Origin of the sequence: Paracoccus sp. UBA5162, from assembly GCF_002413585.1 — a bacterium.
GTDB lineage: Bacteria > Pseudomonadota > Alphaproteobacteria > Rhodobacterales > Rhodobacteraceae > Paracoccus.
In genome coordinates this window covers 50,809-77,208 of record NZ_DHXG01000045.1, presented here as the reverse complement: position 1 = coordinate 77,208, position 26,400 = coordinate 50,809, and the positions used below count along the sequence as shown (strand labels likewise).

Here is a 26,400-nt window from a genome sequence, read left to right as displayed (position 1 = left end):
TCTGCCCTAGCGCTGGTTGGCTTCCAGCATCATGCGCAGCATCCGTTCCTCGGATTCCTCGTCGGCGGGCTTGGGGCGGTCCACTTCCGTGCCCAGCAACAGCGCCATCGCATCCTCTTCGGGCTCATCCACCTCGATCTGGGTCTGGGTCGATTCGATCATCCGCTCGCGCAGGTCGTCGACCGGCTGGGTCTCGTCAGCGATCTCGCGCAGGGCGACGACCGGGTTCTTGTCGTTGTCGCGGTCCACCGTGGGCGGGCTGCCTGCGGCGATTTCTCGCGCGCGATGCGAGGCGAGCATCACCAGATCGAACCGGTTGGGAACCTTGTCGACGCAATCTTCGACGGTTACGCGGGCCATGTCATCACCTGTGCTAAACTGCGAATCGGGTATCCAGAGCGAAACCGGATAACTGATGGCCGAGGGGTCAAATGTCAAGGCTTTCGGGGGAAAGCGGCTGCATTCCGGCCAGCCCGCCGGGTCCCAGGCCGGCCAGCATGGCCGCCACGCTGCGCCCGGTCAGCGGATGGCGCCATCCCGGCGCGATCTCGGCCAGCGGCGCAAGCACGAAACCGCGGTCCTGAATCCGCGGATGCGGCAGGATCAGGCGGTCGGGCGCCTCGCACCCCTGCCGGTCGGGCGGCAGGCCGATCCAGTGCGCCAGGGTTTCGGGGTCCGGCGCGATCCGGTCGGCCAGCGCGAGAAGATCAAGATCCAGCACCCGCGCCGACCAGCGCCCGGTTCCGCGGTCCCGTCCGAACCGGGCCTCGATGGCATGAAACCGGGCCAGAACCGCCTCGGCCGGCAGGATCGTGCTGAAGCAGAAGGCAGCGTTGCAATAATCCGGGCCCGATCCGGCGGGAACGGCGGGTGTCCGCCAGAAGCGGCTGATCGCCGTTATTGAAATGTGTTGTTCACTATGCAGAATGCCCGCAGCCGCGCGCAGTGTCTGACCGGCACTGCCCGCAGCCGAGGGCAGATTGGCGCCGACTGCACCGATACCGAAAGACAGGTTAACCATGTCAGTCCTTCTGTCCTAAGACGTTCCGGCCGGTCTGGAACAATCAGGCCCCTCACTCTGATCCGCGACCGCCGGGAGCAAGAAAGATCCATTGAAGGCAACACAGAATGTTTTACAAGGACGACCGGCTGGCCATCTTCATTGATGGAGCCAATCTCTACGCCGCCGCGAAGGCGCTTGGTTTCGATATAGATTACAAGCTGCTGCGGCAAGAGTTCGACCGTCGGGGCAAGCTGATGCGGGCCTATTACTATACCGCCCTGATGGAAAGCGAGGAATATTCCCCGATCCGTCCCCTCGTCGATTGGTTGCACTATAACGGCTATTGCGTGGTCACGAAGCCGGCCAAGGAATATATCGATCCGATGGGTCGGCGAAAGGTCAAGGGCAACATGGATATCGAACTGGCGGTGGATGCGATGGAGCTTGCGCCCCGGCTGGACCACGCCGTCCTGTTTTCCGGCGACGGCGATTTCCGCCCCCTGATCGAGGCGTTGCAGCGTCAGGGCGTGCGGGTTTCGGTCGTCTCGACCATCCGCTCGCAGCCGCCGATGATCGCGGACGAGCTGCGCCGTCAGGCCGACAATTTCATCGAACTCGATGCACTGCGCGACATCATCGGCCGGCCCCCGCGCGAGGGTCAGGCCGAAACCTGATGCGACGCCGACCGCCCCCATGAGCGATGCGTCCGATCCCGTCGCCGGGCGCTGGAGGGCACTGGCGCTGATCTGCGCCGGCGTCGTCGGGGCGATGACCTGCTGGTTCTCGGCCACGGCCGTCGTGCCGGATCTGATCGTGGCGTGGAATCTGTCGCAGGGTCAGGCGGTCTGGCTGACCAACGCGGTCCAGATCGGCTTCGTTCTGGGCGCCCTGGCCGCGTCGCTGGTGAACCTGCCCGACATCATGCCGCTGACGCGGCTGATCGCCGGTGCGGCGTTGCTGGCCGCAATTGCCAATGCCGCGCTGCTGCTGGAGCCGGGCTTGCCCGGTGCGGTGGCGGCGCGTTTCGTGACGGGCGTGGCGCTGGCCGGTCTCTATCCCCCGGCGATGAAACTGATGGCCACCTGGTTCATCCGCGGACGCGGCCTGGCGATGGGGTTCCTGATCGCGGGCCTGACGCTGGGTTCGTCGATGCCGCATCTGCTTCGCGCCCTCGGCGGCGGCTTCGACTGGCGCATGGTCGTGCTGGCCTCGACGCTTGCCACGATCGTATCGGCCCTGATCTTCGGCCTTCTGGTCCGCGAGGGGCCCCATGCCTTCGGCCGCGCCACCTTCGACCCCCGTCAGTCGCTGGCCGTGTTGCGCGATCGACCCGTCCTGCTGGCCAATCTGGGCTATTTCGGCCATATGTGGGAACTTTACGCGATGTGGGCCTGGTTTCTGGCCTTCGCCATGGCGGCGGGGCAGGGCGGTGTGGCGCCGTTCGGATCGCCGTCGATGTTCGCTTTCATCGTCGTGGCCTCTGGCGTCGTCGGCTGCGTCCTGGGCGGTGTTCTGTCCGACCGTATCGGACGCTGCCTGACCACGGCGGGAATGATGGCGGTTTCGGGCGCCTGCGCGGTGCTGATCGGTTTTGCCTTCACCGGCCCGGCATGGCTGCTGGCGCTGGTCGCGGTGATCTGGGGTATCGCGATCATCGGCGACAGCGCCCAGTTCTCCGCCGCCGTGACCGAGCTGGCCGATCCGCGTCTTGTCGGCACGGCGCTGACGCTTCAGGTCAGCATCGGCTTCGCGCTGACGGTGCTGGCGATCTGGCTGATGCCCCACATCGCCGGTCTGCTGGGAGGCTGGCAGTGGACCTTCTTGGCGCTGGTGCCGGGGCCTTTGGCGGGCGCCTGGGCGATGCTGCGGCTGCGCGGGCTGCCGGCGGCACGGCGGCTGGCGGGGGGCAGGCGCTGAGGGCCGCGTCGCCTGCCGCCACCCCAACGCGGCTCAGTCCACGGGATGCAGCAGGCCCCGCTGGCGCATCCGCTTGCTCAGATGGAGAAACTCGGCATCTGCCAGCGGCGCGCGTGTGTCGGCCTTGGCGTGGTGGTGCCACATCCGGGCGATCTTGACATCAAGGGCAAAGTCCAGCAGCCGTTTGCGGCGCGGTTTCAGCGCGCCGTATCCATCAAGAAACGCTCGCCGATCCTGCCCTCCGCAATCGGGCCAACCATCGCCCCGCATGGCCGCGTGCAGGCGATAGACCTCGCACAGGACCAGAAAATCGGCGACGTCGTGGACGGGCAGGCCGCGACGAGACGTCATCGGATCGAATGCGATGATCCGTTCGCCATCGACGAAAAGATTGCCCATGTGGAAGTCGGTATGAAGAAGCGAATGGCGATGAAGGCGCAAGCCAAGCCGTGTCCGCCGGTTTCGCAGTATCGCATCGATTTTCCTGAATTCGCCGCCCTGTGGGCCGATCAGAAGGTCGCCCTCGATCTGGCGGTCGCGGCGCGGGGTCCAGCACCTGGTCGCGGAATGCAGCCCTTTCAGCCAGCGTCCCGCCTGTCGGATCAGATCCAGACGTCGGGGCCGCTGCATCATCTGTTTCAGCGTCGGGGCCTCGATCCATTCCATCGCGAAGACCGAAGCCTGTTCGTCCAGAAAGACCGGCCTGATGCAATCGCCCCGCGCCGCCGAAAGCGATTGCAGCGCGATGAATTCCTCGATCGCCTTCCGCGGATGGGCACAGTGCTTGATGGCCAGCTTGCGCCCGTCCGGGCCTTCGGCGCGAAACACCGCCTCGGACCGGCCTGACTTGATCTTGAAAGAGACGCGGAAAACCCGCCAGCCCCTGAAAAACTTGTCTCTCAGGTTCTGGGCGATCAACCGTTCGTGGCTTGTCTTGTCCTTCATGAAAATTCAGGCCCGGCTTTTATGAAATGGGATTTTTCAACGCAATCATGGCAGGTCAGGGCCGCCTCCGGTCCCGCCGGTGCGGCCTTGGCTTGCCATGACGCCAGATCGAACTGACGATATCAAGTTGTCCGTTCAGAAAAATGCAGGCGATGGCAGGAAATTCTTCCTAGACCAGCCGCCCTTCTTCCATCGCCGCGCGAACGAAGCCCGCAAACAGAGGCGCCGGAGCAAAGGGCTTGGATTTCAGTTCCGGATGCGACTGAACGCCGATGAACCAGGGGTGGTCGGGATACTCGATCACCTCGGGAAGCTTGCCGTCCGGTGACATGCCCGAGAAGGACAGGCCCGCCGCCTCCAGCGCCTCGCGGAAGGTCGCGTCCACCTCATAGCGGTGGCGGTGCCGGTCCTCCATCTCGCGCGCGCCGCCATAGATCTGGCTGATCTTCGATCCCTCGGCCAGGATTGCGGTATAGGCGCCCAGCCGCATCGTGCCGCCCTTGTCGTCGCCGACCTTGCGCTGCACGGTATAGTTCCCCTGAACCCATTCCTTCAGGTGATAGACCACCGGCGTGAAGCGCGTTTTGCCCGCCTCGTGGTCGAATTCCTCGGAACCCGCGTCCGGCATGTCGGCCAGATTGCGCGCGGCCTCGATCACAGCCATCTGCATCCCCAGACAGATGCCCAGATAGGGCACGTCCTTCTCGCGGGCGTATTTCGCCGCCGCGATCATGCCCTCGGTGCCCCGCTCGCCGAAGCCGCCCGGCACGATGATCCCGTGATAGCCGTCCAGCAGATGCGCGCCTTCGCCCTCCAGCTTTTCGCTGTCCACCCAATCGGCCCTGACGCGGACGCGGTTGGCCATGCCGCCATGGGTCAGCGCCTCGGCGATGGACTTGTAGGCGTCTTCGAGCTGCGTGTATTTGCCCACGACGGCGATGTTGACGCGGCCCTCGGCATTGTCCAGCCGGTCCATCACGTCTTCCCATTTCGACAGGTCGGGGCGGGGCGCGGGGCTGATCCGGAACGCGTCCAGCACGGCGCGGTCCAGACCCGCCCGGTGATAGGCCAAGGGCGCTTCGTAGATGGTTTTCAGGTCATAGGCCGGGATCACGGCATCGGGACGCACATTGCAGAACAGCGCGATCTTGGCGCGTTCCTTTTCCGGGATCGGGTGTTCGGACCGGCAGACCAGCACGTCCGGCGCAAGACCGATCGACTGCAATTCCTTGACGCTGTGCTGTGTCGGCTTGGTCTTCAGCTCGCCCGAGGCTGCCAGATAGGGCAGCAGCGTCAGATGCATCAGAATGCATTGACCGCGCGGGCGTTCATGGGTGAACTGGCGGATTGCCTCGAAAAAGGGCAGGCCCTCGATATCGCCGACCGTGCCGCCGATCTCGCACAGCATGAAATCGACCTCGTCCTCGCCGATGGCCAGGAAGTCCTTGATCTCGTTGGTGACATGCGGAATGACCTGAATGGTCTTGCCCAGATATTCGCCGCGCCGTTCCTTTTCCAGCACGTTGGAATAGATGCGGCCGGAGGACACGCTGTCGGTCCGGCGCGCCGCGACCCCGGTAAAGCGTTCGTAATGGCCCAGATCCAGATCGGTCTCGGCGCCGTCATCGGTGACGAAGACCTCGCCGTGCTCGAACGGGCTCATCGTCCCCGGATCGACGTTCAGGTATGGGTCCAGCTTGCGCAGGCGGACGGTAAAGCCGCGCGCCTGCAACAGCGCGCCCAACGCCGCCGACGCGAGGCCCTTGCCAAGGGACGAAACCACGCCGCCGGTGATGAAGATGTAACGCGCCATGAGGCCCCCGTGATGTGCCGGAATCGTTGTTCTGCGGGCCGCCGAACTGCCGGCACCACGGGACTTGAGATATAGTCGATTCGCCCCGTGGCCGCAACGGACCGCAAGTTGATGTGGGGCAGATTTTCTCTGCCCCTAGTTGTTGTGTGACCTTAATTCGACGGTTTTGTCCCGGCCGGGTCGGCCGGGGCATCGCCGGCGGGCACCGCCTCTGTCGTGGGCGCCTCTGGCGCGACAGCCTGGCCTGCGCCGGTTTCGGGGGCCGGCGCCTGGGCTGCGGGCGGCGTTACCGGCTCGGCCGCGGGCGCCTGGGTGGACGCGGCGGGCGCCTGGGTGGCGGGCGCCTGGGTTGCGGGCGCATCGGGCGCGGGCGGCGTCAGCGGATCGCCTCCGGTCACCGGCGGGGGCGTGTAGGCCGGCAGATCGGGAAGATTCTGGTCCGGGGCGGGCTGTTCGTTCGTCGCGCCAAGCTGATCCATGATCGATCCACCGGATCCCTGCTGCGCGGCGATGATCGTCAGGCCGATCGAGGTCACGAAGATCGCGATTCCGAAGATCCAGGTCAGGCGGGTCAACGCGTTCGCGGCCTGCCGGCCGGTCATCACGCCGGTGCCTCCTCCGCCGCCGCCCATGCCCAGCCCGCCGCCTTCGGATCGCTGCAACAACACGACACCGGTCAGCAGCACCGCCAAGATCAGGTGGATGGTCAACAGGACGTTTTGCACGGAATTCGACCTTTCACTTTCGGACGCGCCTATCTAGTCACCCATGATGGTGAAGGCAAGCAGGGTGTCCGGATGCCGGCATTGATGATCCAGGGCACGGGCTCGAACGTGGGCAAGTCGATGCTGGTCGCGGGGCTGTGCCGCGCGGCGCGGCGGCGCGGCTTGTCGGTCGCGCCATTCAAGCCGCAGAACATGTCGAACAACGCCGCCGTGACGCTGGACGGGGGCGAGATCGGCCGGGCGCAGGCCCTGCAGGCGCGCGCCTGCGGGCTGGATCCGGTCACCGACATGAATCCGGTCCTGCTGAAGCCCGAGACCGATACCGGCGCCCAGGTCGTGCTGCATGGCCGCGCCATCGCGCGGGCCGAGGCGCGGGATTATGCGCGGTTGAAGGACCGGCTGATGCAAGGGGTGCTGGACAGCTTCGCCCGCCTCGTCTCGGCCCATGATCTGGTGATCGTCGAAGGCGCGGGCAGCCCGGCCGAGATCAACCTGCGCCCCCGCGACATCGCCAATATGGGCTTTGCGCGCGCGGCGGGCGTGCCGGTGGTGCTGGCGGGCGATATCGACCGGGGCGGCGTGATCGCCCAGATCGTCGGCACGCGGGCGGTGCTGGACGCGGGCGATGCCGCGATGATCCGGGGATTCATCATCAACAAGTTCCGCGGCGATCCGGCGCTGTTCGAGGATGGATACCGGATGATCGAGACGCGCAGCGGCTGGCCCGGCTTCGGTGTGGTGCCCTGGTTTCCCGCGGCCCACCGCCTGCCGGCCGAGGATGCCGTCGATCTGCGCGCCTCGACAGGCAGCGGTTTGCATGTCGTCTGCCTCACCCTGTCGCGGATCGCGAATTTCGACGATCTCGATCCGCTGGCCGCCGAACACGGCGTCCGGCTGACCATGCTGGGTCCGGGCCGCCCGATCCCCGGCGATACCGATCTGGTGGTGATTCCCGGCACCAAATCCACGCTGGGCGATCTGGCTTTCCTGCGCGCGCAGGGCTGGGATCTGGATCTCGCCGCGCATGTCCGGCGCGGCGGCCATGTGCTGGGTATCTGCGGCGGCTATCAGATGCTGGGCCGGATCATCCGCGACCCGCTGGGTCGCGATGGCGCCGTGGGCGAAGTTGCGGGCCTGGGTCTGCTGGACATCGAGACCCTGATGGCCGCCGAGAAACGCCTTGTCCGCGTCGCCGGCACTGCCCTGGGCCAAAGGGTCAGCGGCTACGAGATCCATATGGGCCGCAGCCACGGGGCCGACTGCGCCCGCCCCTTCGCCCATGTCCCGGCGCCCGATGGCGCGATCAGCCCGGATGGCCGGATCGCCGGAACCTATCTGCATGGGATGTTTTCGGATGACGGCTTCCGGGCGGCCTACCTCGCCCGGCTCGGCACAGCCTCGCAGCCGGGCTATGAAATTGGCATCGAGCAGACGCTCGATCAGCTTGCCGATCATCTCGAAACGCATCTCGACATGCCCGCGCTTCTGGCTCTGGGCGGGGTATCCGCTTCTTCGTTGTCCAAATACCCATGAGACGCGAAGGCCGTGCGTGACGTCCCCGGGTTTCGCGCGGATTGAGGTCTTGTGACCGTCGCGGCGCTGGACGAAAAGGCTTCGCCGCGCTAGGTCAGCCGCATGGAACAGCCAAAGCCGCCCTTGACCCTCTATCTCGCCGCGCCGCGCGGATTCTGCGCCGGCGTCGATCGCGCCATCAAGATCGTCGAGATGGCACTGCAGAAATGGGGCGCCCCGGTCTATGTCCGCCACGAGATCGTCCACAACAAGTATGTCGTCGATGCCCTTCGGGACAAGGGCGCGGTCTTCGTCGAGGAACTGGACGAATGCCCCGACGACCGGCCGGTGATCTTCTCGGCCCATGGCGTGCCGAAATCGGTCCCGTCCGAGGCACGCCGCCGCGAGATGGTTTTCGTGGACGCCACCTGCCCGCTGGTCAGCAAGGTCCATGTCGAGGCCCAGCGTCATCACGCGACGGGTCTGCAATTGATCATGATCGGGCACGCCGGCCACCCGGAAGTTCTCGGGACCATGGGGCAATTGCCCGAGGGCGAGGTCATCCTGGTCGAAACTGCCGAAGATGTCGCCCGGATCGAACCTCGCGATCCGCAGGCGCTGGCCTTCATCACCCAGACCACATTGTCGGTCGATGACACCGCCGGCATCGTCGCCGCGTTGCAAGCCCGCTTTCCGAACATCGAGGGCCCGGCCCGGGAAGACATCTGCTATGCCACGACCAACCGGCAGGCGGCGGTCAAGGCGGTGGCGCCCAGAATCGACGCGCTGCTGGTGATCGGTGCGCCGAATTCCAGCAATTCCAAGCGTCTGGTCGAGGTCGGTCGCGCGGCGGGTTGCGCCTATTCACAGCTCGTCATGCGTGCCGACCAGATCGACTGGCGCGCGATCGAGGGCATCCGCGCGGTCGGCGTCACCGCCGGTGCCAGCGCCCCCGAAGTGCTGGTCAACGAGGTGATCGACGCCTTCCGCGACCGCTTCGACGTTACCGTCGAGATGGTCGAGACGGCGCAGGAACGGGTCGAGTTCAAGGTGCCGCGCATCCTGCGCGACAATGTGGCCTGAAAAGCGCAGGACCGGGGACGAAGTGAAAGGTCAGGGATGCGATTTTATGCGATTCCCTCGTCGGGCAACACACCCACGTCACAATTGATCCTGCCGCAGGCGGGTTGTCAGGCGGGGATACCGGCCGGCAACCCTGGCGCCGGACCGCGCGATTCGGTGAAACGGCGCGATCTTTCGGCCATCGGACCAGGGTTGCGTCGGCCTGAACCCCGGCCCGGCCATGTCGGCCTGACCGCATGACAGACCTCTTTGCCTGGACCGATGGCGCGTGCAGCGGCAACCCCGGCCCTGGCGGGTGGGGTGTGCTGATGCGCGCCATGGATGGCGAGGCGGTGCTGAAAGAGCGCGAATTGCAGGGTGGCGAGGCCGCCACCACCAATAACCGCATGGAACTGATGGCCGCGATCTCGGCGCTGGAGGCATTGACCCGGCCCAGCCGCATCGTGATCGTCACCGACAGCGCCTATGTCAAGAACGGCGTCAGCCAGTGGATCCATGGCTGGAAGCGCAACGGCTGGCGCACGGCTGACCGCAAGCCCGTCAAGAACGTCGAATTGTGGCAGCGGCTGGATCAGGCGCAGGCGCGCCATCAGGTCGAGTGGCGCTGGATCAAGGGCCATGCGGGCCATGCCGAAAACGAACGCGCCGACGAACTGGCCCGCGCCGGCATGGCGCCCTTCAAATGAGCCCCGGCACGCTGGTCGCGGCGCTGGATTACGGATCGGTGCTGATCTTCGCGCTGACAGGGGCCCTGGTGGCCAGCCGGGCCCAGCTTGACCCGGTGGGCTTCGTCTTCATGGCGGCACTGACGGCGGTCGGCGGTGGCACCCTGCGCGATCTGCTGCTGGGCCGCGCGACGGTGTTCTGGGTCGCCCAGCCCGCCTATGTGATGCTTGCGGCCGGGGCCGCGCTGGTGGTGTTCTGGACCGCGCATCTGATCGAAAGCCGCTATCGCCTGCTGATCTGGCTGGACAGCGTCGCGCTGTCGGTGGCGGTCGCCGCCGGCGCGGCCGTGGCGATCCAGGCGGGCTTTGGCCCCGCCATCACCGTCATCATGGGCGTTGTCACCGGTACCTTCGGCGGATTGATGCGCGATGTGGTCGGCAACGAGGTGCCGCTGGTCCTGAAACAGGGCGAACTCTACCTGACGGCGGCCTTTGGCGGCGCCCTGGTCGCGGCCGGCCTTGTCTGGCTGGGTGTCGCCCCGCCCGCCGCGCTGATCGCGGGCGCCGTGGCGGTCTGGATTCTGCGCGCGGGCAGTCTGCTGCGGGGATGGCAATTGCCGGTGTATCGCCCGCGTCCGCCGCGCGACCCGGACTGATTTGACGCAAGCGCGGCGCGCTGCTATCGCCTGCGTTCCCGGTCGCAGCCCATCCGGTCAAGGCAGGAGCCGCCATGCCCCATCACACCGACACGCTGACCCAGCTTGGCGCGAAGACCGACCTGCCGGCCAGCCCCGACGCGGCCGTGCTGGAGCGGGTGCCGAATCCGCATCAGGACGAGACCTATCTGGTCCGCTTCACCCAGCCGGAATTCACCAGTCTCTGCCCGATCACGAACCAGCCCGATTTCGCACATCTGGTGATCGATTATGCCCCGGGCGACTGGCTGATCGAATCGAAGTCGCTGAAGCTGTTTCTGGGCAGTTTCCGCAATCATGGCGCCTTTCACGAGGATTGCACGGTCGGGATCGGCAGGCGGCTGGTGCGGTGCCTGACCCCGCGATGGCTGCGGATCGGCGGCTACTGGTATCCGCGCGGCGGAATGCCGATCGACGTGTTCTGGCAGACCGGCGCCGCGCCGGCGGGCCTGTGGCTGCCCGATCAGGGCGTCGCGCCCTATCGCGGCCGGGGCTGAACCCTAGTCCGGCCCGCCCTCCAGCCGGATACGCAATTCCCGCAGGACGGGCAGGGCGCCACGGACCTTGTCGGCGCCGATGTCGCGGACGACGCCGGCGATCAGCGGCATGAAGGCCGCGATCGCCGAATCGCGCGCGTCCCGTCCGGCCTTGCTGATGGACACGAACTTGCGCCGCGCATCGTCCCAGTCGGGGCGGATATGGACATGCCCGGCCCATTCCAGCCGCGACAGCGTGTTGGTCATCGCGCCTCTCGTGACGTGGAACGCCTCGGCCAGTTGCGCGGGGCTTCGTTCCTCGTTCACGTGAGCCAGAAGGTTCAAGACCGAGAAATGCGAGATCTGCATCCCGCGCGGCAGCGCCTTGCTGATCAGATTGCGCGACAATTGCTCGGCAATCAGCACCTCGGCGAACAGGCTGGCCGCCAGACGGTCGGTCGTCTGCGGCTTCTCGGGCGTGCTGGCGCGGTCCGGTGCGGAGGGAAACATCTGTCAGGGCCCGGAATAGGGACGGTCATGGTCAAGCGAGGGGATGCGGGACCGTGCCCTGTCAACCGCTCCAAGGTCAAGCCGGACGATGGTGACACCGGGTTCGGATCCCGCATCCGCAATGACCTTGCCCCAGGGATCCACGGCCAGCGAATGCCCGTGGCTGCGGCGCGGCTGGCGGTCGGGGCTGTGGGGCGCGGGATGGGTGCCGCATTGCGCCGGGGCCAGCACGAAACAGCCGGTCTCGATGGCGCGGGCGCGCAGCAGGGTTTCCCAATGCGCCGCCCCCGTGGTCGGGCTGAAGGCCGAGGGCACGGTCAGGATTCGCGCGCCCGCCTTTGCCAGATCGCGATAGAGATGGGGAAAGCGAAGATCGTAGCAGATCGTCAGGCCCAGACCGATCCCGTTCAGATCGGCCAGAACCGCGCGGTCGCCCGGCCGGTAGGCGGCGCTTTCACGGAAGTGTTCGGTCCGGGAGATGGTCACGTCGAACATGTGCAGCTTGTCATAGCGCGCCGCGATCCGGCCCGTCGGGTCGATCAGGAAGCTGCGATTGGCGAAGCGGCCATCCGCATCGCCGGTCTTCAGCGCCAGCGATCCGATCAGCAGCCAGATCCGTGCAGCCCCCGCCGCCTCGCGCAGTGCGGCGAGGGTCGGATCGTCGTCCTCGCGCTGCAGCATGGCCTGCTGTCGCGCGCGATCGGGCGACAGCATGTTCGTGACCTCGGGGGTCAGCACGATCTCGGCGCCCTGCGACGCGGCCTGGCGGATCAGCAACAATGTCGGCGACAGGTTCCCGGCCGGGTCGTCGCCGACATTCAGCTGCACCAGACCGGCGCTGAGGACGCGGGCCTGGTTCATGCGGCGCGGCCGGCCAGCAACGCCTCCAGCTTGCCGGCGCGGTCCAGCGCGAACAGGTCGTCGCAGCCGCCGACATGGGTGTCGCCGATGAAGATTTGCGGCACCGTGCGGCGGCCATTGGCCCGCTGGATCATGGCGGCGCGCTGATCGGGCCGGACACCCACGTCGATCTCGTCGAAATCGGCGCCTTTCCGGGTCAGCAGATCCTTGGCGCGGATGCAGAAGGGACAGGTGGCGGTGGTGTAGATCGTGATCCGGGGCTGGCTCATGGAGGTCCTTGGTTTCGAGGGTTCACCCCCAATCTAGTCATCCTTGACCGCGCGCGCCAGAACCGCGACCGAGACCGGCCCCGAGCCCGCCGCCAGCAGCGCCTCGGCCGCCGCGGCCAGCGTCGCGCCCGAGGTCATCACGTCATCGACCAGCAGCACGGCCCTGCCCTCGATCCGCGCGGCGCGGCGGCGATTGACGGTGATCGCGCCGGCGATATTGGCGAAGCGGTCGCTGACGCCGCGGTGATCCTGGCCTTCGGTATGGCGATTGCGCAGCAGCAGGTCGGGCAGATGGTCCAGCCCGCGCGAGCGGGCCAGCGGGGCCGACATCAGACCCGCCTGGTTGTATCGCCGTTTCATCAGCCGGCGCAGATGCAGCGGCACGGGCGCGACGACCATGCCGGGCCGGATCAGCGGCGCGGCCGCCCGCGACAGCCAGCCGGCCAGTGCCGGGGCCAGGTCGGGGCGGTCGCCATGTTTCAGCGCCAGCACCAGCCGCCGCCCGGTTCCGGCATAGACCAGCGCCGCCCGGCCGTGCCGCCAGGGCCGCGCAAGGGTCAGGCAATCGTCGCAGGTCAGCGCACCATCGGGCAGGCTGGTGCCGTCATCGGGCAGCGGCGCGCCGCAGCGGCAGCAGGCGGTTCCGGTGATGAACCGCGCCTCGCGCCAGCAATCGGGACAAAGCTGGATGCCGCCATCCCCGCCCGCCGCGACCGGCTGGCCGCAATCCAGGCATTGCGGTGGATAAAGCAGGCGCAGCGCGCCTTTCATCGCCGCGCGAAGCACCCTATGTTCCAGCCCCATGATGACCCTCTCCGATCCCGCGCCGGCCCCCCAGGGCCTGACCGACCGCGTAGCCTTGCTGCGCCAGCGTGATCGCGCGGTCCGGTCCGGCCATGTCGACGTGCTGCACCGCCTCGCGGCCGCCGAAATCGAGGATAGGCTGGCCGAGATTAACAGAAGGTTTACGCAACCCGTCGTCGTGACCGGATTTGGCCCTCTGTGGCGCGAACTGATCCCCGGGGCGCAGGTCGTGGCCGATGATCCGGTCCTGGATCTGGCCCAGGGCGCGCATGATCTGGTGATCCACGCCATGGCGCTGCACTGGGCCGAGGATCCGGTCGGCCAGATGGTGCAATGCCGCCGCGCGCTGGCGCCCGACGGTCTGTTCATCGCCGCCTGTCTCGGCGGCCAGACCCTGCACGAGGTTCGCGCCGCACTGGCCCAGGCCGAGGCCGAAGTCACTGGCGGCCTGTCGCCCCGCATCCTGCCGATGGGCGAGATCCGCGACATGGGGGCGTTGCTGTCGCGGGCCGGGCTGGCGCTGCCGGTCGCCGATCTGGTCAGTCAGCGCGCCTCCTACCGCGATCTGATCCATCTTGCCCATGATTTGCGCGCCATGGGCGAGGGTAATGCCATGGCGGCGCGCCTGCGCCGTCCGACGCGGGCCACAATCTTTGCCCGCGCCGCCGCGATCATGGCCGAACATCACCCCGACCGCGACGATCCGTCCCGTATCGCGACCACCTTCGATCTGGTCTTTCTGACCGGGTGGGCCCCGTCCGAGACGCAACCAAGACCGCTGCGACCCGGCTCGGCCACGACCCGCCTTGCCGATGCGCTGAACGAGATCAGGACCAAGACATGACGCAAGCCGCCGCGCCAGCGAATGCCCCCGCCGACCACCCCCCGATCCAGCAACCCAGAACCGGCATCCTGATCGCCAATCTGGGCACGCCCGACGGCCATGATTACTGGTCCATGCGCCGCTATCTGAACGAATTCCTGTCGGACAGGCGGGTGATCGACTATCCGGCGTGGAAATGGCAGCCGTTGTTGCAGGGCATCATCCTGACCAGACGGCCCTTCACCTCGGGGAAGAATTACAAGCTGATCTGGAACGAGGAGCGGAACGAAAGCCCGCTGATGACAATCACCCGCGATCAGACGGCGGCCCTGGCCGCGCGCGCCGCCGAGGAATGGGGCGATCGGGTGATGGTCGATTTCTGCATGCGCTATGGCAATCCCTCGACGCAGGAGGTGCTGGACCGGATGGTCAAGGCGGGCTGCCGCCGGATCGTGTTCCTGCCGCTCTATCCGCATTATGCGGGCGCGACCTCGGCCACTGCGAATGACCAGCTTTTCCGCGCGTTGATGGCGCAGAAATGGCAGCCCTCGGTGCGCACCTGCGATCCCTATTTCGACCGGCCCGACTATGTTCAGGCGCTGGCCGCCTCGGTCCGCCATACGCTGGGCGACCGCAAGCCGGGCAGGCTGGTCGCGTCCTATCACGGGATGCCGAAACGCTATCTTCTGGAAGGCGATCCCTATCATTGCCAGTGCCAGAAGACCTCGCGCCTGCTGCAACAGGCCCTCGGCTGGGAGGATGGGATCATCGATACCAGTTTCCAGTCCGTCTTCGGTCCCGAGGAATGGTTGCGTCCCTATACCGTCGAACATGTCGCCGAACTGGCGCGGTCCGGGGTCAGCGACATTGCCGTCATCTCGCCCGCCTTCGCCTCGGATTGCATCGAGACGCTGGAAGAGATCAATGGCGAGATCCGCGAAAGTTTCGAACATGCGGGCGGCAAGGACTTTGCCTATATCCCCTGCCTGAACGACGATCCGGCCCATATCGAGGTGATGATGGGCGTGATCCGCGACAATATCGGGGGCTGGGTCTAGGCCGTCGCGCGGCGCCCCGGGCCAGAGCCGGGCAGAGCCGGCGCGGCGGCCATCCTGGCTTGTGGCCTGGCTTGCGGCCTGGCCCGGCCCCCGCAGGGATGCGGGACGGGCCGCGCCGGTCGGACGATTCGCGCCGAACGGACCGCCGTCAATCGGCATCGAAGCCACAGCGCCCCGGTTTCACGCAAACTTGCGTTTGTGGCGCTTCGCCGCCTTCGCTACACCTGCGCACGAAACCGTCAGGAAGGATGGCGACGATGACCAAATTCACGCTGCTGGCCTTGGGCGCACTGGTTGCGCTGTCGGCCTGCGCGCCGATCACCAGCCCGTCGCAACCGGGACCGGACGGTCAGCCTGTGCCCGCAGCCTCGATGATCGACGCCCGCGAGGCGCAGGCAATTCCGGCCCGCGTCTTGCAGCAGATAAACACCCTGCGCGGCAATATCGCCGCGCCCGCGATGCGGATGAACCCGCAACTGACCGCGGCGGCGCTGGCCCATTCGCGCGACATGGCGGCGCAGAACCGCGCCTGGCACTGGGGCTCGGACGGCTCGTCGCCGCTGGAGCGGGTCAGGCGGCAGGGCTATTCCGGCCAGCTGGTGGGCGAGAACATTTCCGAAAGCTATGAAAACGACATCCAGACGCTGAACGCCTGGATGCAGACGCGCGACACGCGCGACGTGATCATGGATCCGACCGCGACCAGCCTGGGATTCGCCTGGTATCAGGAACCCTCGGGCAAGATCTGGTGGACGCTGATCAGCGGCACCTGAGGGCGCCGCGACAGCAGGCAGGTCAGGCGGCTATCGGTCAGGGATTGATAACGATCGGCGTGCCGGGACGCAGCATCGCATAGATATCCTCGATCTCGTTGTCCTTCACGGCGATGCAGCCGGCAGTCCAGTCGCGCTTCTTGGGCGCCAGGACCCTGCCTTCGGGCCCCCATCCGTGGATGAAGATGTCGCCACCCGGCTTGCGGCCCATCTTTTCCGCATAGGCGGTATCCTCGGCATTGGGATAGGACATGCCGACGGACAGATAATACCGGCTGCGCGGATTGAAACGGTCGATGAAATATGTCCCCTCGGGCGTCTTGCCGTCGCCCTCGAACTGCTTGTCGCCGACAGGCTCGTTGCCCAGCCCGATGTCATAGGATTTCAGCACGGTCTGGTTGTTCAAAAGATACAACCGCCGCTGCCCCTTGTTTATGACGACCTGAGTCACCGGAGGGCCGCTATAGGTCTTGAATTTCGTGTTCTTGCTGCCGCAGGCCCCCAGAAAGGCCAGCAGCGACAGCGCCATCACGCGCCGGTTTGCTCGATACATCACTGCCTCTGCATTTTATCGTTTTTATGGCCCTGACATAGCATGAAGACCGGGTCCTTGCCTAGCGCCTGACGAATTCGGCCGCGGTTTCGATATGGGGCGACCAGCGGAACTGATCGACGATCAGAAGCCGGGTCAAACTGAAACCGCCATCGGCCAGAATCCGCGCATCGCGGGCAAAATTGACCGGATCGCAGGCAACAAGGGCCAGTCGCCCGACCCGCGAAGCCGCGATTTCGCGTGCCTGCGCCGCAGCCCCGGCGCGGGGCGGATCGATCACGATTGCGTCAAAGCGTGACACTTCATCGGCCAGAAGGGGATTGCGCGCCAAATCGCGAATCTCGGTCGTGACGCGCTGCAGGCCGGGCGTGGCGCGCCATGCCGCGTCCAGCGCGGCCAGCGGGGCGCCCAGCCCCTCGACCGCATGGACCTGCGCGCTTTCGGCCAGACGCAGCGAGAATGTCCCGCAGCCGGCGAACAGGTCCGCGACATGGCGCGCGCCGCGCGTAAAATCGTGCACCGCGGCCGCCAGGGCGGCTTCGCCCTCTTCGGTCGCTTGCAGAAAGGCGGCGGGCGGCGGCACCACCTTGGCCCGGCCCATCGGCACGGCCGGCGACCGGCGCGTGATCGTCTGCCCGTCCCAATCCAGCCGCGCCAGGTCGCCCTCGGCTGCCAGCGCGGCGAGGGCGGCGAAAAGCTCGGCCTGCATCGGTTTGCCGCCCGCGACCGCGACATCCAGACCGGCAGGCCCATCAATCACGTTGATCGTCACCTCGCCCATGCGCGAGGCGCCCGCGGCCACGATCCGCCGCAACAGCGGCAGCGCGGCGGTGATCCGGGGCCGCAGCACATGGCAATCGGCCAGATCGACGATCACGTCCGAGGCGCGCGCATGAAATCCCACCAGCGCGCCCTTCTTGCTGCGCCGACCCGACAGCACCGCGCGCCTGCGCGAACGCGGCGGCGACACATGGATGCCCTGGATCGGCGCCGGCAATCCGCGCGCCGCCAGCGCCGTTTCGACCACCTGCCGTTTCCAGCCGGCCGTGAAGCCCTGGCTGGCATGCATCAGCGAACAGCCGCCGCAGGTGCGATAATGGGCGCAGGCAGGGCGCACCCGATCGGCCGAGGGCGTCACGATCCGGGGCGCGCTGATGCGGCCATCCGTGGCCTCGCCCTCGATCACCTCGCCCGGCAGGGTCAGCGGCGCCAGCGCCCGGCCCCGGTCGCCGACCGCCACCCCGTCGCCGCGCCGTCCCAGCCGCCCGATGGTCCACAGGCTCACTCGGCCGCCTCCCGGGTGCCCAGAAAGCCGCCCGATTGCCGGTTCCAGTATCGCGCGTAGAGCCCGCCAAGGGCGAGCAGATCGTCATGGCTGCCCTGTTCCACGATCCGGCCCGCATCCATGACCACGATCCGGTCTAGCTGGGCGATGGTGGACAGCCGATGCGCGATGGCAAGGACGGTCTTGCCGCGCATGGCGCGCGACAATGCCTGTTGCACCTGCGCCTCGACCTCGCTGTCCAGGGCGCTGGTCGCCTCGTCCAGCACCAGGATCGGCGCGTCCTTCAGAAAGGCGCGGGCCAGCGCGATTCGCTGGCGCTGCCCGCCCGACAGCTTGACGCCGCGTTCGCCCAGATGCGCGTCATATCCCTTGCGGCCGGCGTGATCTTCCAGCGTCAGGATGAAATCATGCGCTTCGGCCGCGCGGGCCGCCGTCTCGATATCGGCCTGCGTGGCGCCGGGGCGGCCATAGAGGATGTTGTCGCGCGCGGACCGGTTGAACATCGCCGTTTCCTGCGTGACCATCGCCACCTGCCGGCGCAGGCTTTCCTGGGTCACGCCGCGCAGGTCGTGCCGGTCGATCCGGATCGCCCCGCGTTCGACATCGTAGAGCCGCAGCAGCAGCGCCACCAGCGTCGATTTCCCCGCGCCCGAGGCGCCGACGATGCCGATCTTCTCGCCCGGCCGGATATGCAGATCGACGTCCTGCAAGCCGCCCAGATCGCGGCCATAGGCAAAGCCCACCGCGTCGAAATCCACGCGGCCCTGCACGCGGTCCAGCGCGATCGCGTTCGGGGCGTCCTTCAGGTCGTGGGGCGGCGACAGGGTGCGCATCCCGTCCTCGACCTCGCCGACGCTGCCCCAGATGCCCATCAGCGCCATGCTGACCCAACCGGTCATCTGGCTCAGCCGCATGGCGATCGCACCGGCTGCCGCGATATCGCCGGGCGTGGCCAGGCCCTGCCGCCACAGAAGGATCGAACCGCCGACCAGGATCACCGGCAAGACCCCCGCGATCACCATCAGCGACAGCCGGAAGCTGCTGCTGACGATGCCGAAATCCAGTGCGCGTTCACGGAACCCGGCCATCGCGCCAAGCGCCGCGCGATCCTCGTGTTCGGCATGGGCGAACAGCTTGACGGTCTTGATGTTGGTGATCGTGTCGACGACCTGCCCGGTCACCATGGCACGAGCCGATGCGCGCGCGCCCGACCGCGCCCGGATGCGGGGCAGGAAAAAACGGATCAGCCCGAAATAGGCCGCCAGCCAGACGATCAGCGCCGCAGCGCCCCAGCCATCGACGCTGACAAGAAACGCCGCCGAACCCAGAACCGAGGCCAGCGCGAAGGCCACCACGTTGACCATCTCGGTCGCGACATCGGTGACGGCGCGGGCGGTCTGCATCTGTTTCTGGGCCAGCCGCCCGGCGAAATCGTTGTCAAAGAAGGTGACCGAATGGCCCATCGTCCAGCGATGCAGCCGCGACAGGACCAGCGGCAGCACGTTGGGACCCACGATCACGCTTGAGGTCGCGGTCGAGATGCCGAAGATCACCGGCCGCAGCAGCAGGAAGAACCCCACGAAGGCCGCGATCAGCAATCCGTTGTCAACCCACAACCTTTCGGGGACGCCCTGCGTCACCGCATCGACGACGCGGCCCAGAAGGATCGCCGCCACAACGTCCGCCAGCCCGCCAAGCGCCGATGCGAGGGCCGCCAGTGACAGTCCCCGCCATGCACCCGACAGGCACCAGCCGAAAAAGGCCAGCAGCCGGTCGGGCGGCGGCCCGGCGGCGGGCCGAAAGGCATCGATCAGGCGGCCCAGGCGGCGGTGCAGGCTCATGACCGCTCTCCGGCCAGCAGGGCGATGTCGATCAGCGCGGGCGCGGGCATGACGAAATCGGCCGCGATCCAGGCCGCCTCGGCGGCGCGCATTCCGCGTCCAAGCGCCGGTCCGCGAAGCCGCGGCATCAGGTCGTCGGCAGAAATCGGGAACCGCGCCGACGCGGCTTCGGCCAGTCGCGTCTCCCAGTCCTGCGGCAGCTCCTGCCCCCGAGCGGCCCGGATCAGCGCGCAATCGGTGGCAGCCTCGAAGCCCAGCCGGTAGCCCGCCTCGTTCAGCGACCACCCGGCATCCAGCGCCCCGCGCAAAACCTGCTGTGCCCTGGCCTCGTCGCGCGACAGGCGCAGCAGATCGGCGCTGTTGCGATCAGCCAGGCAGGCCAGACGGCGCCGCCACGAGGGCGGGCGCGGGCCTTCGGCGGCGATCAGCGCAGGCAGGTCATCGACGGTCGCGGCGGGCAGGATCCGCGCCAGAACGCCGGTTTCGGCCATCAGCGCCATCGCGGGCGCGGGATCGGACGCGGCCAGCAGCTTTTTCATCTCGGCCCCGATCCGTTCGCGCGCGATCCGCGCCAGACCATCCTTCAGCGCGCTGCAGGCGGCGACGGCCTCGGGGTTCGCGTCACGCCCATACCAGGCCAGGAAGCGGAAAAACCGCAGGATGCGCAGGTAATCCTCGCGAATCCGGGCCTGTGCCTGGCCCACGAAGCGCAGCCGCCGCGCCGCCAGATCGGGCAGGCCGCCCACCGGGTCGACGACCTTCCCGTCGCGGCCGGCATAAAGCGCGTTGATGGTGAAATCACGCCGCCGCGCATCCTCGGCCAGATCGTCCGAGAAGGCCACGACCGCGTGGCGGCCGTCGGTTTCGAGATCGTGGCGAAAGGTCGTCACCTCGAAGCCGCGCGTGTCCGAGACCACTGTGATCGTGCCATGGTCGATCCCGGTCGGCACGGCCTTCAACCCGGCTGCCCGCACCAGCCGCATCACGTCGTCGGGACGGGCATCCGTGGCGATGTCGATATCCTCGACCGGACAGGCCAGCAGCGCGTTGCGCACCGCCCCGCCGACCAGCAGGGCGCGATGGCCGCCGGCCTCGATGGCGTCAAGCACCGCGATCAGCGCCGGATCGCGCAGGATGTCGGCGGGCAGGCGGGTCACGCCGCCATCCTGCGCGCCAGTTGCAGCAGCACCCGCGCCGTCGCGCCCCACAGGTAATAGGGTCCATAGGGCGCCACGTAATAGTATCGCCAGCCGCCGCGCCAGCGCCGTCCCTCGATGCGGTAATGGGCGGGGTCGGCGATATGGGCGAAGGGCAGCGAAAAGACCTCTTCGACTTCGCCGGGCTCCGCAATGGGTGTGAAGGGGCCGCGGATCACGGCCAGCACCGCAGTCATGGCAAATCCGGTCACGGTCCGGTGCGGCGGAAGCGTGCCGATCAGATCGATCTGCGCGGGATCAAGGCCGACTTCCTCGCGGGCCTCGCGCAGCGCGGCCGCGGTCTCGTCGGTATCGCCGGGATCGACCTTGCCGCCCGGCAGCGCGATCTGGCCCGGATGATGGCGCAACCCCGATGCGCGCTTGGTCATCAGGATACGCCCGTCATCCTCGTGGAAGGCAGCCAGAACGCCGGCCGGCCGCAACGCGGTCTCGGGGGCCGGATCGGCGTTCAGGTCATAGTCCGAACTGGGCCCCGCCGGAATCGACAGGGCCCGCCGCAGCCGGTCCTCGGACCAGCCGCCGGTCACTCGGCCGCCCTGTTCTGAGCATCGTCATCGGGGTCGATGGGATTGCCCTCGGCATCCAACGTCGCCTCGAAACCCAGCGAATTCGGATCGAATTCGTAATGCGCGCCGCAGAACTGGCAATCGGCGGTGACGATCCCCTCGTCGGTGGTCATGTGCGCGATGTCCTTGGCCGAATAGATCGACAGGGTGTCGCGCACCCGGCCCGCGGTGCAGGAGCAGCCGAATTCCACCCTCTGCGCATCGAAGACGCGCGGAGCTTCCTCGTGGAACAGGCGCAGAAGCAGGTCGGTCGGACCGACGCGGGGACCGATCAGTTCCAGCGTCTCGACCGTGTCCAGCAGCAGGTTGGCACGGTTCCAATCCTCGGATTCGCCGCCCTGCAGGATGTCGGCGGCCTCGATCAGCCCGCCTTCGCCACTGCCGCCCTTTCCGGCATCCATCGGCTGTGCGGGCAGGGTCTGCAACATCACGCCGCCGGCGCGCCAATGCGCCGGCTCGCCGGTCAGTTGCGAATGGCCGCTGGCCAGCGCGAACCGCGACGGCAATTGTTCGGACTGGGCAAAATAGGTCTGCGCGCAGGCTGACAGCGATCCCCCGGCCAGCGGCGTGATGCCCTGATAGGGATGCGTGCCCTGGCCCTGGTCGATGAGGATGGCGAAATAACCCTCGCCGATCTGGGCAAACGGCTCGCTCGCGTCCAGCCTGTCGGCATCGAAACTGGCCCAGGCGCGGATGCGCGCGGGTTCGTCCTGCGAGGCGGGCGCATAAAAATCGGCGGCGATGGTGCGCACGGCGCCATTGCCCCGGACCTGCAGGCTCAGCTTCCAGCGCAACTTGATGGTGGGGCCGATCAGCGCGGTCAGCAGGGCCAGTTCCGCCACCAGGGCACTGACCGGGGCGGGATAGTCGTGGCGCGACAGGATGTGATCCAGCACGCCGTCCAGCCGTGCCACCCGGCCCCGGATCGAGGAGCGGTCAAGCTGGAAGGGCAGGACTGTATCGTCCCAGGCGATCTGGTTGATCATGCTCATGGCGGGTCCCTGAAAATTCAGTCTGGCCCGCGGCGCGGCGCAGGCGGTTTCGCCGCCCAATATAATCCATTCGCCGCCGATCCCAAGAGCCAGGGCGCATCGGCTTTCGCCGCGCGCCCCGCCGCGCTAGAGAGAAGCCGCAGCAGATGAGGCATTTGATGATCCCGCGCTACGGCCCGCCGCCCCGTCCCGCATCGCGCATCGGCCACGGCTGGCGCAGGCGGCCCGGGGCCTATGCGATCCTGATCCGGGACGGGTGGCTGTTGCTGACCCATCAGCAGGCACCGGTGCCGGAATTCCAGTTGCCGGGTGGCGGTATCGATCCGGGCGAAAGCCCGGTCAGGGCGCTGCACCGCGAAGTCGGCGAAGAGACCGGCTGGACCATCGCGGGTCCGCGTTTCCTGTCTGCCTATCGCCGTTTCGCCTATATGCCCGACCATGATCTTCATGCCGAGAAACTATGCGAAATCTGGCTGGCCCGTCCGATCCGGCGCCTGGGTCCGCCATCCGAACCCGGCCACAGCGCGCATTGGGTCCGCCCCGCCGTTGCGGCCGACCTGCTGGCCGATCCCGGCGCGCGCGCAATCCTGTCGCGCTGGCTGAAAGCGCACGGCTAGGGCCGGATCAGCGCGCGGGCAGGTTCAACGGCTTTGCCGGTCCCAGATATTCGATCAGCACCGCCGACATGTCGTCGGGCCTTTCGCCGCCCGCATATTGCGAGACCGACCAGGCCATGGCCTCGAGGAAGGAATGGCCGCCCAGAAAGGCGTTGGTGCGCATGATCGCCTCCAGCCCGTCATCGCCCAGCAGGCGTCCGGCCGGGTTCGACGCCTCGGTAATCCCGTCCGAGGTGATCAGCAGCCGATCGCCGGGATCCAGCATCACGTCCACCTCGTCGAAGACCGGTTCCTCGAAGACGCCGACCGGCATCCCGCCCCGGCCCAGCAGCCGGACCGATCCGTCGCCCTTTTGCAGGACCGGATGCGGATGGCCCGCCTGAACAATCCGAAGCTGACCGGTGACGTGGTTCAGATCGGCATAGATCATGGTGAAATAGGTGTCGGTGCACATCTCCTCCAGCATCATGTTGTTGAAGAAATGCGCCAGCGCCGCGGGCCTTACCGAATCGCTGCCCGACTGCGCCGCCCGCAGCGCCACATTCTGGTCTGACGAGCCCGACAGATGCACCGAAAGCTGCGCTGTCAACAGCGCCGCCGTGACCCCGTGACCCGACACGTCCAGGGCATAGATTCCGACGCGGTCTTCGCCGATGGGAAAGAAGCCGACAAGATCGCCGCCGATATGGCCGGCCGGTCGCAGCAGCAACGACATCTCGAACGGGCCAAAGCGGCCGCCGCGTTCGCGCACCAGACCCTGTTGCAGCTTGCGCGCCTCGCGCAGATCGCGGTCGATTGCCTCCTGCGCCTGTTCCAGCGATGTCAGCGCCTCTTGCAGGCGATCGTTGCTGGCGCGCAACTCGGCCTCGATCCGCAGCACCCGTTCGCTGACCGCAAGCCGGGCCAGGACATTCGCGCCCTGCGCGGGCATGGCCACGAAATCATTGGCCCCGGCCTGCAATCCGCGCGGGACCTGATCGCGCGGATCGCCATGGATCAGCATCACCAGATAGCTGTGCGCGCAACGCGGATCGGCGCGGAAGCTGCGGCAGAAGTCCAGCGCTCCGCCCCCCTCCTCGATCCAGTCATAGATCACGACGTCAGGCCGGTTCTCGACGCTCCATCCCAGAATGTCGTCGCCCGGGGTCTTCTCGACCGCCGCATAGCCGGCATCGCGCAACTGGCTGGCCAGCATCCGGCGCAGATCCGGATCGCCGATGACCAGCAGGACCAGACGCGCCTTGCCGGCCGCGGTCGATTCCGCGGTCTTGACGCTGCGCTGCTTTCGAGTCTCGGCTTTCATATCCAAGCTTCTAGGCGCGCCGCCGTGAATGATTGGTAAAGATCGCCCGGCGTAATCCGTCAAATGCTGCAGATCATGCAGGGCCTGCGACGTCTATACCAGCAGTTCGGCCAGAATCTCGTCATTGGTGATGTCGCGATAGACAAAGCCGGTCCGGTCCAGCCGGGCCTTCAGCGCGGTCAGGTTCGCGGGTTCGTTCGTCTCGATCCCGATCAGGACCGAGCCGAAATTGCGCGCCGATTTCTTCAGGTATTCGAATCGCGCGATGTCATCGTCCGGGCCCAGCATTTCCAGAAAGTCGCGCAGCGCGCCGGGGCGCTGCGGCATCCGCAGAACGAAATATTTTTTCACGCCGCTATAGCGCTGGGCGCGTTCCTTGACCTCGGGCAACCGCTCGAAGTCGAAATTTCCGCCCGAACAGACGCAGACGATCGTCTTGCCCGCGATGTCGTCCAGATCCTGCAGCACATCGACGGCCAATGCGCCCGCCGGTTCCAGCACGACGCCTTCGGTGTTCAGCATCTCCAGCATGGTGCGGCAGATGCGATCCTCGGGGGCCAGGCGGACATCGGCGGGGCTGAAGCGGCGCAGGATCTCGAAGGGCAGGGCGCCGATCCGGGCGACCGCGGCGCCATCGACGAAGCTGTCCACGGCGGGAAGGGCGACGGGTGCGCCGGTTTGCAGTGCGGCCTGCAGGCTGGCGCCGCCGGACGGTTCTGCAAAGGCAAAGCACGTCTCGGGCGCCTCGGTCCCGAAATAGCGCGTCACGCCCGATGACAGCCCACCGCCGCCCACGGGCAACACGACCAGATCGGGCGCGCGGCCCAGTTGTTCCAGCATTTCCAGCCCGACCGTCGCCTGACCCTCGATCACGTCGGGCGCGTCGAAGGGCGACAGGAAGGCGGCGCCGTTGCGGGACGAAAACGCCTGCGCGGCGGCCAGCGTCTGGTCGAAATAATCGCCGTTCAGGACGATCTCGATCGCGTCGCCGCCGAAGATCCGCGTTTTCTGGATCTTCTGCTGCGGCGTGGTGACCGGCATGAAGATGGTGCCTCTGGCGCCGAAATGACGGCAGGCAAAGGCCACCCCCTGGGCGTGATTGCCGGCGCTGGCGCAGACGAAATGGGCGCTGCTGCCCGGCTTGTCGCTGACCAGCTTGCGCATGGCATTGAAGGCGCCCCGCAGCTTGTAGCTGCGCACCGGTGTCAGATCCTCGCGCTTCAGCCAGATGTCGGCGCCGAACTTGGCCGACAGATGGTCGTTGCGTTGCAGGGGCGTGGGCTCGAACAGGTCGCGAAGCGCGGTCTCGGCAGCCCTGACGGAGGCGACAAAGTTTTCCATGCAGCCGCCCATGCCGCGAAAGCGCGGACTTGGCAAGGGCAATGACCCCTGCGGCCCTTGTGAGCAGCGCCGATTGACCGTATTCCCGCCTCGGCAATTCGAAAGGGGTCCGCCATGTCCGACGCGCCGAAGAAAGTCGTCCTCGCCTATTCCGGGGGCCTCGATACCTCGATCATCCTGAAATGGTTGCAGACCGAATATGGCTGCGAGGTCATCACCTTCACCGCCGATCTGGGCCAGGGCGAGGAACTGGAGCCCGCGCGCCGAAAGGCCGAGATGCTGGGCATCGCGCCGGAAAACATCCATATCGAGGACCTGCGCGAGGAATTCGTGCGCGATTTCGTCTTTCCGATGTTCCGCGCCAATGCGGTCTATGAGGGGCTGTATCTGCTGGGCACCTCGATCGCGCGGCCGCTGATTTCCAAGCGGCTGGTCGAACTGGCCGATCAGCATGGCGCCGATGCCGTGGCCCACGGCGCGACCGGCAAGGGCAATGATCAGGTGCGGTTCGAATTGTCGGCCTATGCCCTGGATCCGGCGATCCGGGTGATCGCGCCGTGGCGGGAATGGGAACTGACCAGCCGCACGAAGCTGATCGAATTCGCCGAACAGAACCAGATTCCCATCGCCAGGGACAAGCGCGGAGAGGCGCCGTTCAGCGTGGACGCGAACCTGCTGCATACCAGCAGCGAGGGCAAGGCGCTGGAAGATCCGGCCCAGGAGGCCGGGGATCACGTCTACCAGCGCACCGTC

Annotated in this window: 29 protein-coding genes; 12 read left to right on the top strand and 17 right to left on the bottom strand. The window is 67.1% G+C overall.

Going from position 1 to position 26,400, the window contains the following annotated elements; all coding sequences use genetic code 11:
• Positions 1-6: 6 nt before the first annotated feature.
• Positions 7-360, bottom strand: a complete 354-nt coding sequence (gene rpoZ / locus B4A72_RS06370) for a DNA-directed RNA polymerase subunit omega (RefSeq protein WP_292957777.1) — start codon at positions 358-360, stop codon at positions 7-9.
• Between the two features lie 67 nt (positions 361-427).
• Positions 428-1,021, bottom strand: coding sequence for a 2-amino-4-hydroxy-6-hydroxymethyldihydropteridine diphosphokinase (gene folK / locus B4A72_RS06365; RefSeq protein ID WP_292978242.1), 594 nt, complete (start codon positions 1,019-1,021; stop codon positions 428-430).
• A gap of 107 nt (positions 1,022-1,128) precedes the next feature.
• Here folK and B4A72_RS06360 point away from each other — a divergent pair, with 107 nt between their 5' ends.
• Complete coding sequence (locus B4A72_RS06360; RefSeq protein ID WP_292957772.1) at positions 1,129-1,677, top strand: NYN domain-containing protein; 549 nt, start codon at positions 1,129-1,131, stop codon at positions 1,675-1,677.
• A gap of 19 nt (positions 1,678-1,696) precedes the next feature.
• Positions 1,697-2,920 carry an MFS transporter gene (locus tag B4A72_RS06355; protein ID WP_292957769.1) on the top strand — a complete coding sequence of 408 codons (1,224 nt, stop codon included), beginning with the start codon at positions 1,697-1,699 and terminating at the stop codon, positions 2,918-2,920.
• A gap of 33 nt (positions 2,921-2,953) precedes the next feature.
• Here B4A72_RS06355 and B4A72_RS06350 read toward each other — a convergent pair whose 3' ends face one another.
• From B4A72_RS06350 to secG, 3 genes are all read right to left on the bottom strand, one after another.
• Positions 2,954-3,865: an aminoglycoside phosphotransferase family protein gene (locus B4A72_RS06350; protein WP_292957767.1), complete on the bottom strand. Its 912-nt coding sequence runs from the start codon at positions 3,863-3,865 to the stop codon at positions 2,954-2,956.
• Positions 3,866-4,034: 169 nt separating this feature from the next.
• Positions 4,035-5,678, bottom strand: a complete 1,644-nt coding sequence (locus tag B4A72_RS06345) for a CTP synthase (protein ID WP_292957765.1) — start codon at positions 5,676-5,678, stop codon at positions 4,035-4,037.
• A 152-nt stretch (positions 5,679-5,830) separates the two neighbouring features.
• Positions 5,831-6,403 carry a preprotein translocase subunit SecG gene (gene secG, locus B4A72_RS06340; protein ID WP_292957763.1) on the bottom strand — a complete coding sequence of 191 codons (573 nt, stop codon included), beginning with the start codon at positions 6,401-6,403 and terminating at the stop codon, positions 5,831-5,833.
• 72 nt (positions 6,404-6,475) lie between these two features.
• On the opposite strand from secG, the gene B4A72_RS06335 reads away from it, so the two are divergent.
• From B4A72_RS06335 to queF, 5 genes are all read left to right on the top strand, one after another.
• Complete coding sequence (locus B4A72_RS06335) at positions 6,476-7,936, top strand: cobyric acid synthase (protein ID WP_292957759.1); 1,461 nt, start codon at positions 6,476-6,478, stop codon at positions 7,934-7,936.
• Between the two features lie 102 nt (positions 7,937-8,038).
• Entirely contained in the window at positions 8,039-8,998 is a 960-nt protein-coding gene (gene ispH, locus B4A72_RS06330; protein WP_292957756.1) for a 4-hydroxy-3-methylbut-2-enyl diphosphate reductase, read from the top strand.
• 236 nt (positions 8,999-9,234) lie between these two features.
• Positions 9,235-9,684 carry a ribonuclease HI gene (gene rnhA / locus B4A72_RS06325; RefSeq protein WP_292957754.1) on the top strand — a complete coding sequence of 150 codons (450 nt, stop codon included), beginning with the start codon at positions 9,235-9,237 and terminating at the stop codon, positions 9,682-9,684.
• A complete protein-coding gene (locus B4A72_RS06320) occupies positions 9,681-10,319 on the top strand; it encodes a trimeric intracellular cation channel family protein (protein ID WP_292957748.1) in 639 nt (212 codons plus the stop codon). The genes rnhA and B4A72_RS06320 overlap by 4 nt, the downstream gene beginning before the upstream one ends.
• 74 nt (positions 10,320-10,393) lie before the next feature.
• Positions 10,394-10,855 carry a preQ(1) synthase gene (gene queF / locus B4A72_RS06315; protein ID WP_292957745.1) on the top strand — a complete coding sequence of 154 codons (462 nt, stop codon included), beginning with the start codon at positions 10,394-10,396 and terminating at the stop codon, positions 10,853-10,855.
• A gap of 3 nt (positions 10,856-10,858) precedes the next feature.
• On the opposite strand, the gene B4A72_RS06310 is transcribed toward queF, so the two are convergent.
• The 4 genes from B4A72_RS06310 to B4A72_RS06295 are packed head-to-tail and all read right to left on the bottom strand — an operon-like array spanning position 10,859 to position 13,278.
• Positions 10,859-11,344, bottom strand: coding sequence for a MarR family winged helix-turn-helix transcriptional regulator (locus B4A72_RS06310; RefSeq protein ID WP_292957742.1), 486 nt, complete (start codon positions 11,342-11,344; stop codon positions 10,859-10,861).
• A gap of 3 nt (positions 11,345-11,347) precedes the next feature.
• Positions 11,348-12,205, bottom strand: coding sequence for a carbon-nitrogen hydrolase family protein (locus tag B4A72_RS06305; protein WP_292957739.1), 858 nt, complete (start codon positions 12,203-12,205; stop codon positions 11,348-11,350).
• Positions 12,202-12,474, bottom strand: a complete 273-nt coding sequence (gene grxC, locus B4A72_RS06300; RefSeq protein WP_292957736.1) for a glutaredoxin 3 — start codon at positions 12,472-12,474, stop codon at positions 12,202-12,204. The genes B4A72_RS06305 and grxC overlap by 4 nt, the downstream gene beginning before the upstream one ends.
• A gap of 33 nt (positions 12,475-12,507) precedes the next feature.
• Positions 12,508-13,278, bottom strand: coding sequence for a ComF family protein (locus tag B4A72_RS06295; protein ID WP_292957733.1), 771 nt, complete (start codon positions 13,276-13,278; stop codon positions 12,508-12,510).
• A gap of 1 nt (position 13,279) precedes the next feature.
• Here B4A72_RS06295 and B4A72_RS06290 point away from each other — a divergent pair, with 1 nt between their 5' ends.
• The 3 genes from B4A72_RS06290 to B4A72_RS06280 all read left to right on the top strand — a co-directional run bounded on the left by B4A72_RS06290 (position 13,280) and on the right by B4A72_RS06280 (position 15,932).
• Positions 13,280-14,122: a methyltransferase domain-containing protein gene (locus B4A72_RS06290; protein WP_414692492.1), complete on the top strand. Its 843-nt coding sequence runs from the start codon at positions 13,280-13,282 to the stop codon at positions 14,120-14,122.
• The gene (gene hemH, locus B4A72_RS06285) at positions 14,119-15,159 is read left to right on the top strand and encodes a ferrochelatase (protein WP_292957727.1); all 1,041 of its coding nucleotides are present in this window, start codon (positions 14,119-14,121) and stop codon (positions 15,157-15,159) included. The genes B4A72_RS06290 and hemH overlap by 4 nt, the downstream gene beginning before the upstream one ends.
• A gap of 257 nt (positions 15,160-15,416) precedes the next feature.
• Positions 15,417-15,932 (top strand): CAP domain-containing protein, encoded by a 516-nt coding sequence (locus tag B4A72_RS06280; RefSeq protein ID WP_292957724.1) that lies wholly within the window; start codon positions 15,417-15,419, stop codon positions 15,930-15,932.
• Positions 15,933-15,969: 37 nt separating this feature from the next.
• Here B4A72_RS06280 and B4A72_RS06275 read toward each other — a convergent pair whose 3' ends face one another.
• The 6 genes from B4A72_RS06275 to B4A72_RS06250 all read right to left on the bottom strand — a co-directional run bounded on the left by B4A72_RS06275 (position 15,970) and on the right by B4A72_RS06250 (position 22,386).
• Complete coding sequence (locus B4A72_RS06275) at positions 15,970-16,485, bottom strand: L,D-transpeptidase family protein (RefSeq protein WP_292957721.1); 516 nt, start codon at positions 16,483-16,485, stop codon at positions 15,970-15,972.
• Positions 16,486-16,546: 61 nt separating this feature from the next.
• Positions 16,547-17,770 (bottom strand): class I SAM-dependent RNA methyltransferase, encoded by a 1,224-nt coding sequence (locus tag B4A72_RS06270; RefSeq protein ID WP_292957719.1) that lies wholly within the window; start codon positions 17,768-17,770, stop codon positions 16,547-16,549.
• Positions 17,767-19,611 (bottom strand): ABC transporter ATP-binding protein, encoded by a 1,845-nt coding sequence (locus B4A72_RS06265; protein ID WP_292978240.1) that lies wholly within the window; start codon positions 19,609-19,611, stop codon positions 17,767-17,769. The genes B4A72_RS06270 and B4A72_RS06265 overlap by 4 nt, the downstream gene beginning before the upstream one ends.
• Positions 19,608-20,768, bottom strand: a complete 1,161-nt coding sequence (locus B4A72_RS06260) for a CCA tRNA nucleotidyltransferase (RefSeq protein ID WP_292957713.1) — start codon at positions 20,766-20,768, stop codon at positions 19,608-19,610. The genes B4A72_RS06265 and B4A72_RS06260 overlap by 4 nt, the downstream gene beginning before the upstream one ends.
• Positions 20,765-21,355, bottom strand: a complete 591-nt coding sequence (locus B4A72_RS06255) for an NUDIX hydrolase (protein ID WP_292957710.1) — start codon at positions 21,353-21,355, stop codon at positions 20,765-20,767. Before B4A72_RS06255 ends, B4A72_RS06260 begins: the two co-directional genes overlap by 4 nt.
• Positions 21,352-22,386, bottom strand: coding sequence for an Hsp33 family molecular chaperone HslO (locus B4A72_RS06250; RefSeq protein WP_292957707.1), 1,035 nt, complete (start codon positions 22,384-22,386; stop codon positions 21,352-21,354). The genes B4A72_RS06255 and B4A72_RS06250 overlap by 4 nt, the downstream gene beginning before the upstream one ends.
• 158 nt (positions 22,387-22,544) lie before the next feature.
• Between B4A72_RS06250 and B4A72_RS06245 the strand changes: the two genes are divergently transcribed.
• Positions 22,545-23,003 (top strand): NUDIX hydrolase, encoded by a 459-nt coding sequence (locus tag B4A72_RS06245; protein ID WP_292957969.1) that lies wholly within the window; start codon positions 22,545-22,547, stop codon positions 23,001-23,003.
• Between the two features lie 7 nt (positions 23,004-23,010).
• Here the strand turns inward: B4A72_RS06245 and B4A72_RS06240 are convergent, their stop codons facing one another.
• The gene (locus B4A72_RS06240) at positions 23,011-24,306 is read right to left on the bottom strand and encodes a PP2C family protein-serine/threonine phosphatase (RefSeq protein ID WP_292957704.1); all 1,296 of its coding nucleotides are present in this window, start codon (positions 24,304-24,306) and stop codon (positions 23,011-23,013) included.
• Between the two features lie 93 nt (positions 24,307-24,399).
• On the bottom strand, positions 24,400-25,647 hold the full coding sequence (ilvA, locus tag B4A72_RS06235; protein WP_292957701.1) for a threonine ammonia-lyase IlvA: 1,248 nt from the start codon (positions 25,645-25,647) through the stop codon (positions 24,400-24,402).
• A 114-nt stretch (positions 25,648-25,761) separates the two neighbouring features.
• Here ilvA and B4A72_RS06230 point away from each other — a divergent pair.
• Positions 25,762-26,400: argininosuccinate synthase domain-containing protein (locus B4A72_RS06230; protein ID WP_292978239.1), on the top strand; the 639-nt coding region annotated here is incomplete at its 3' end.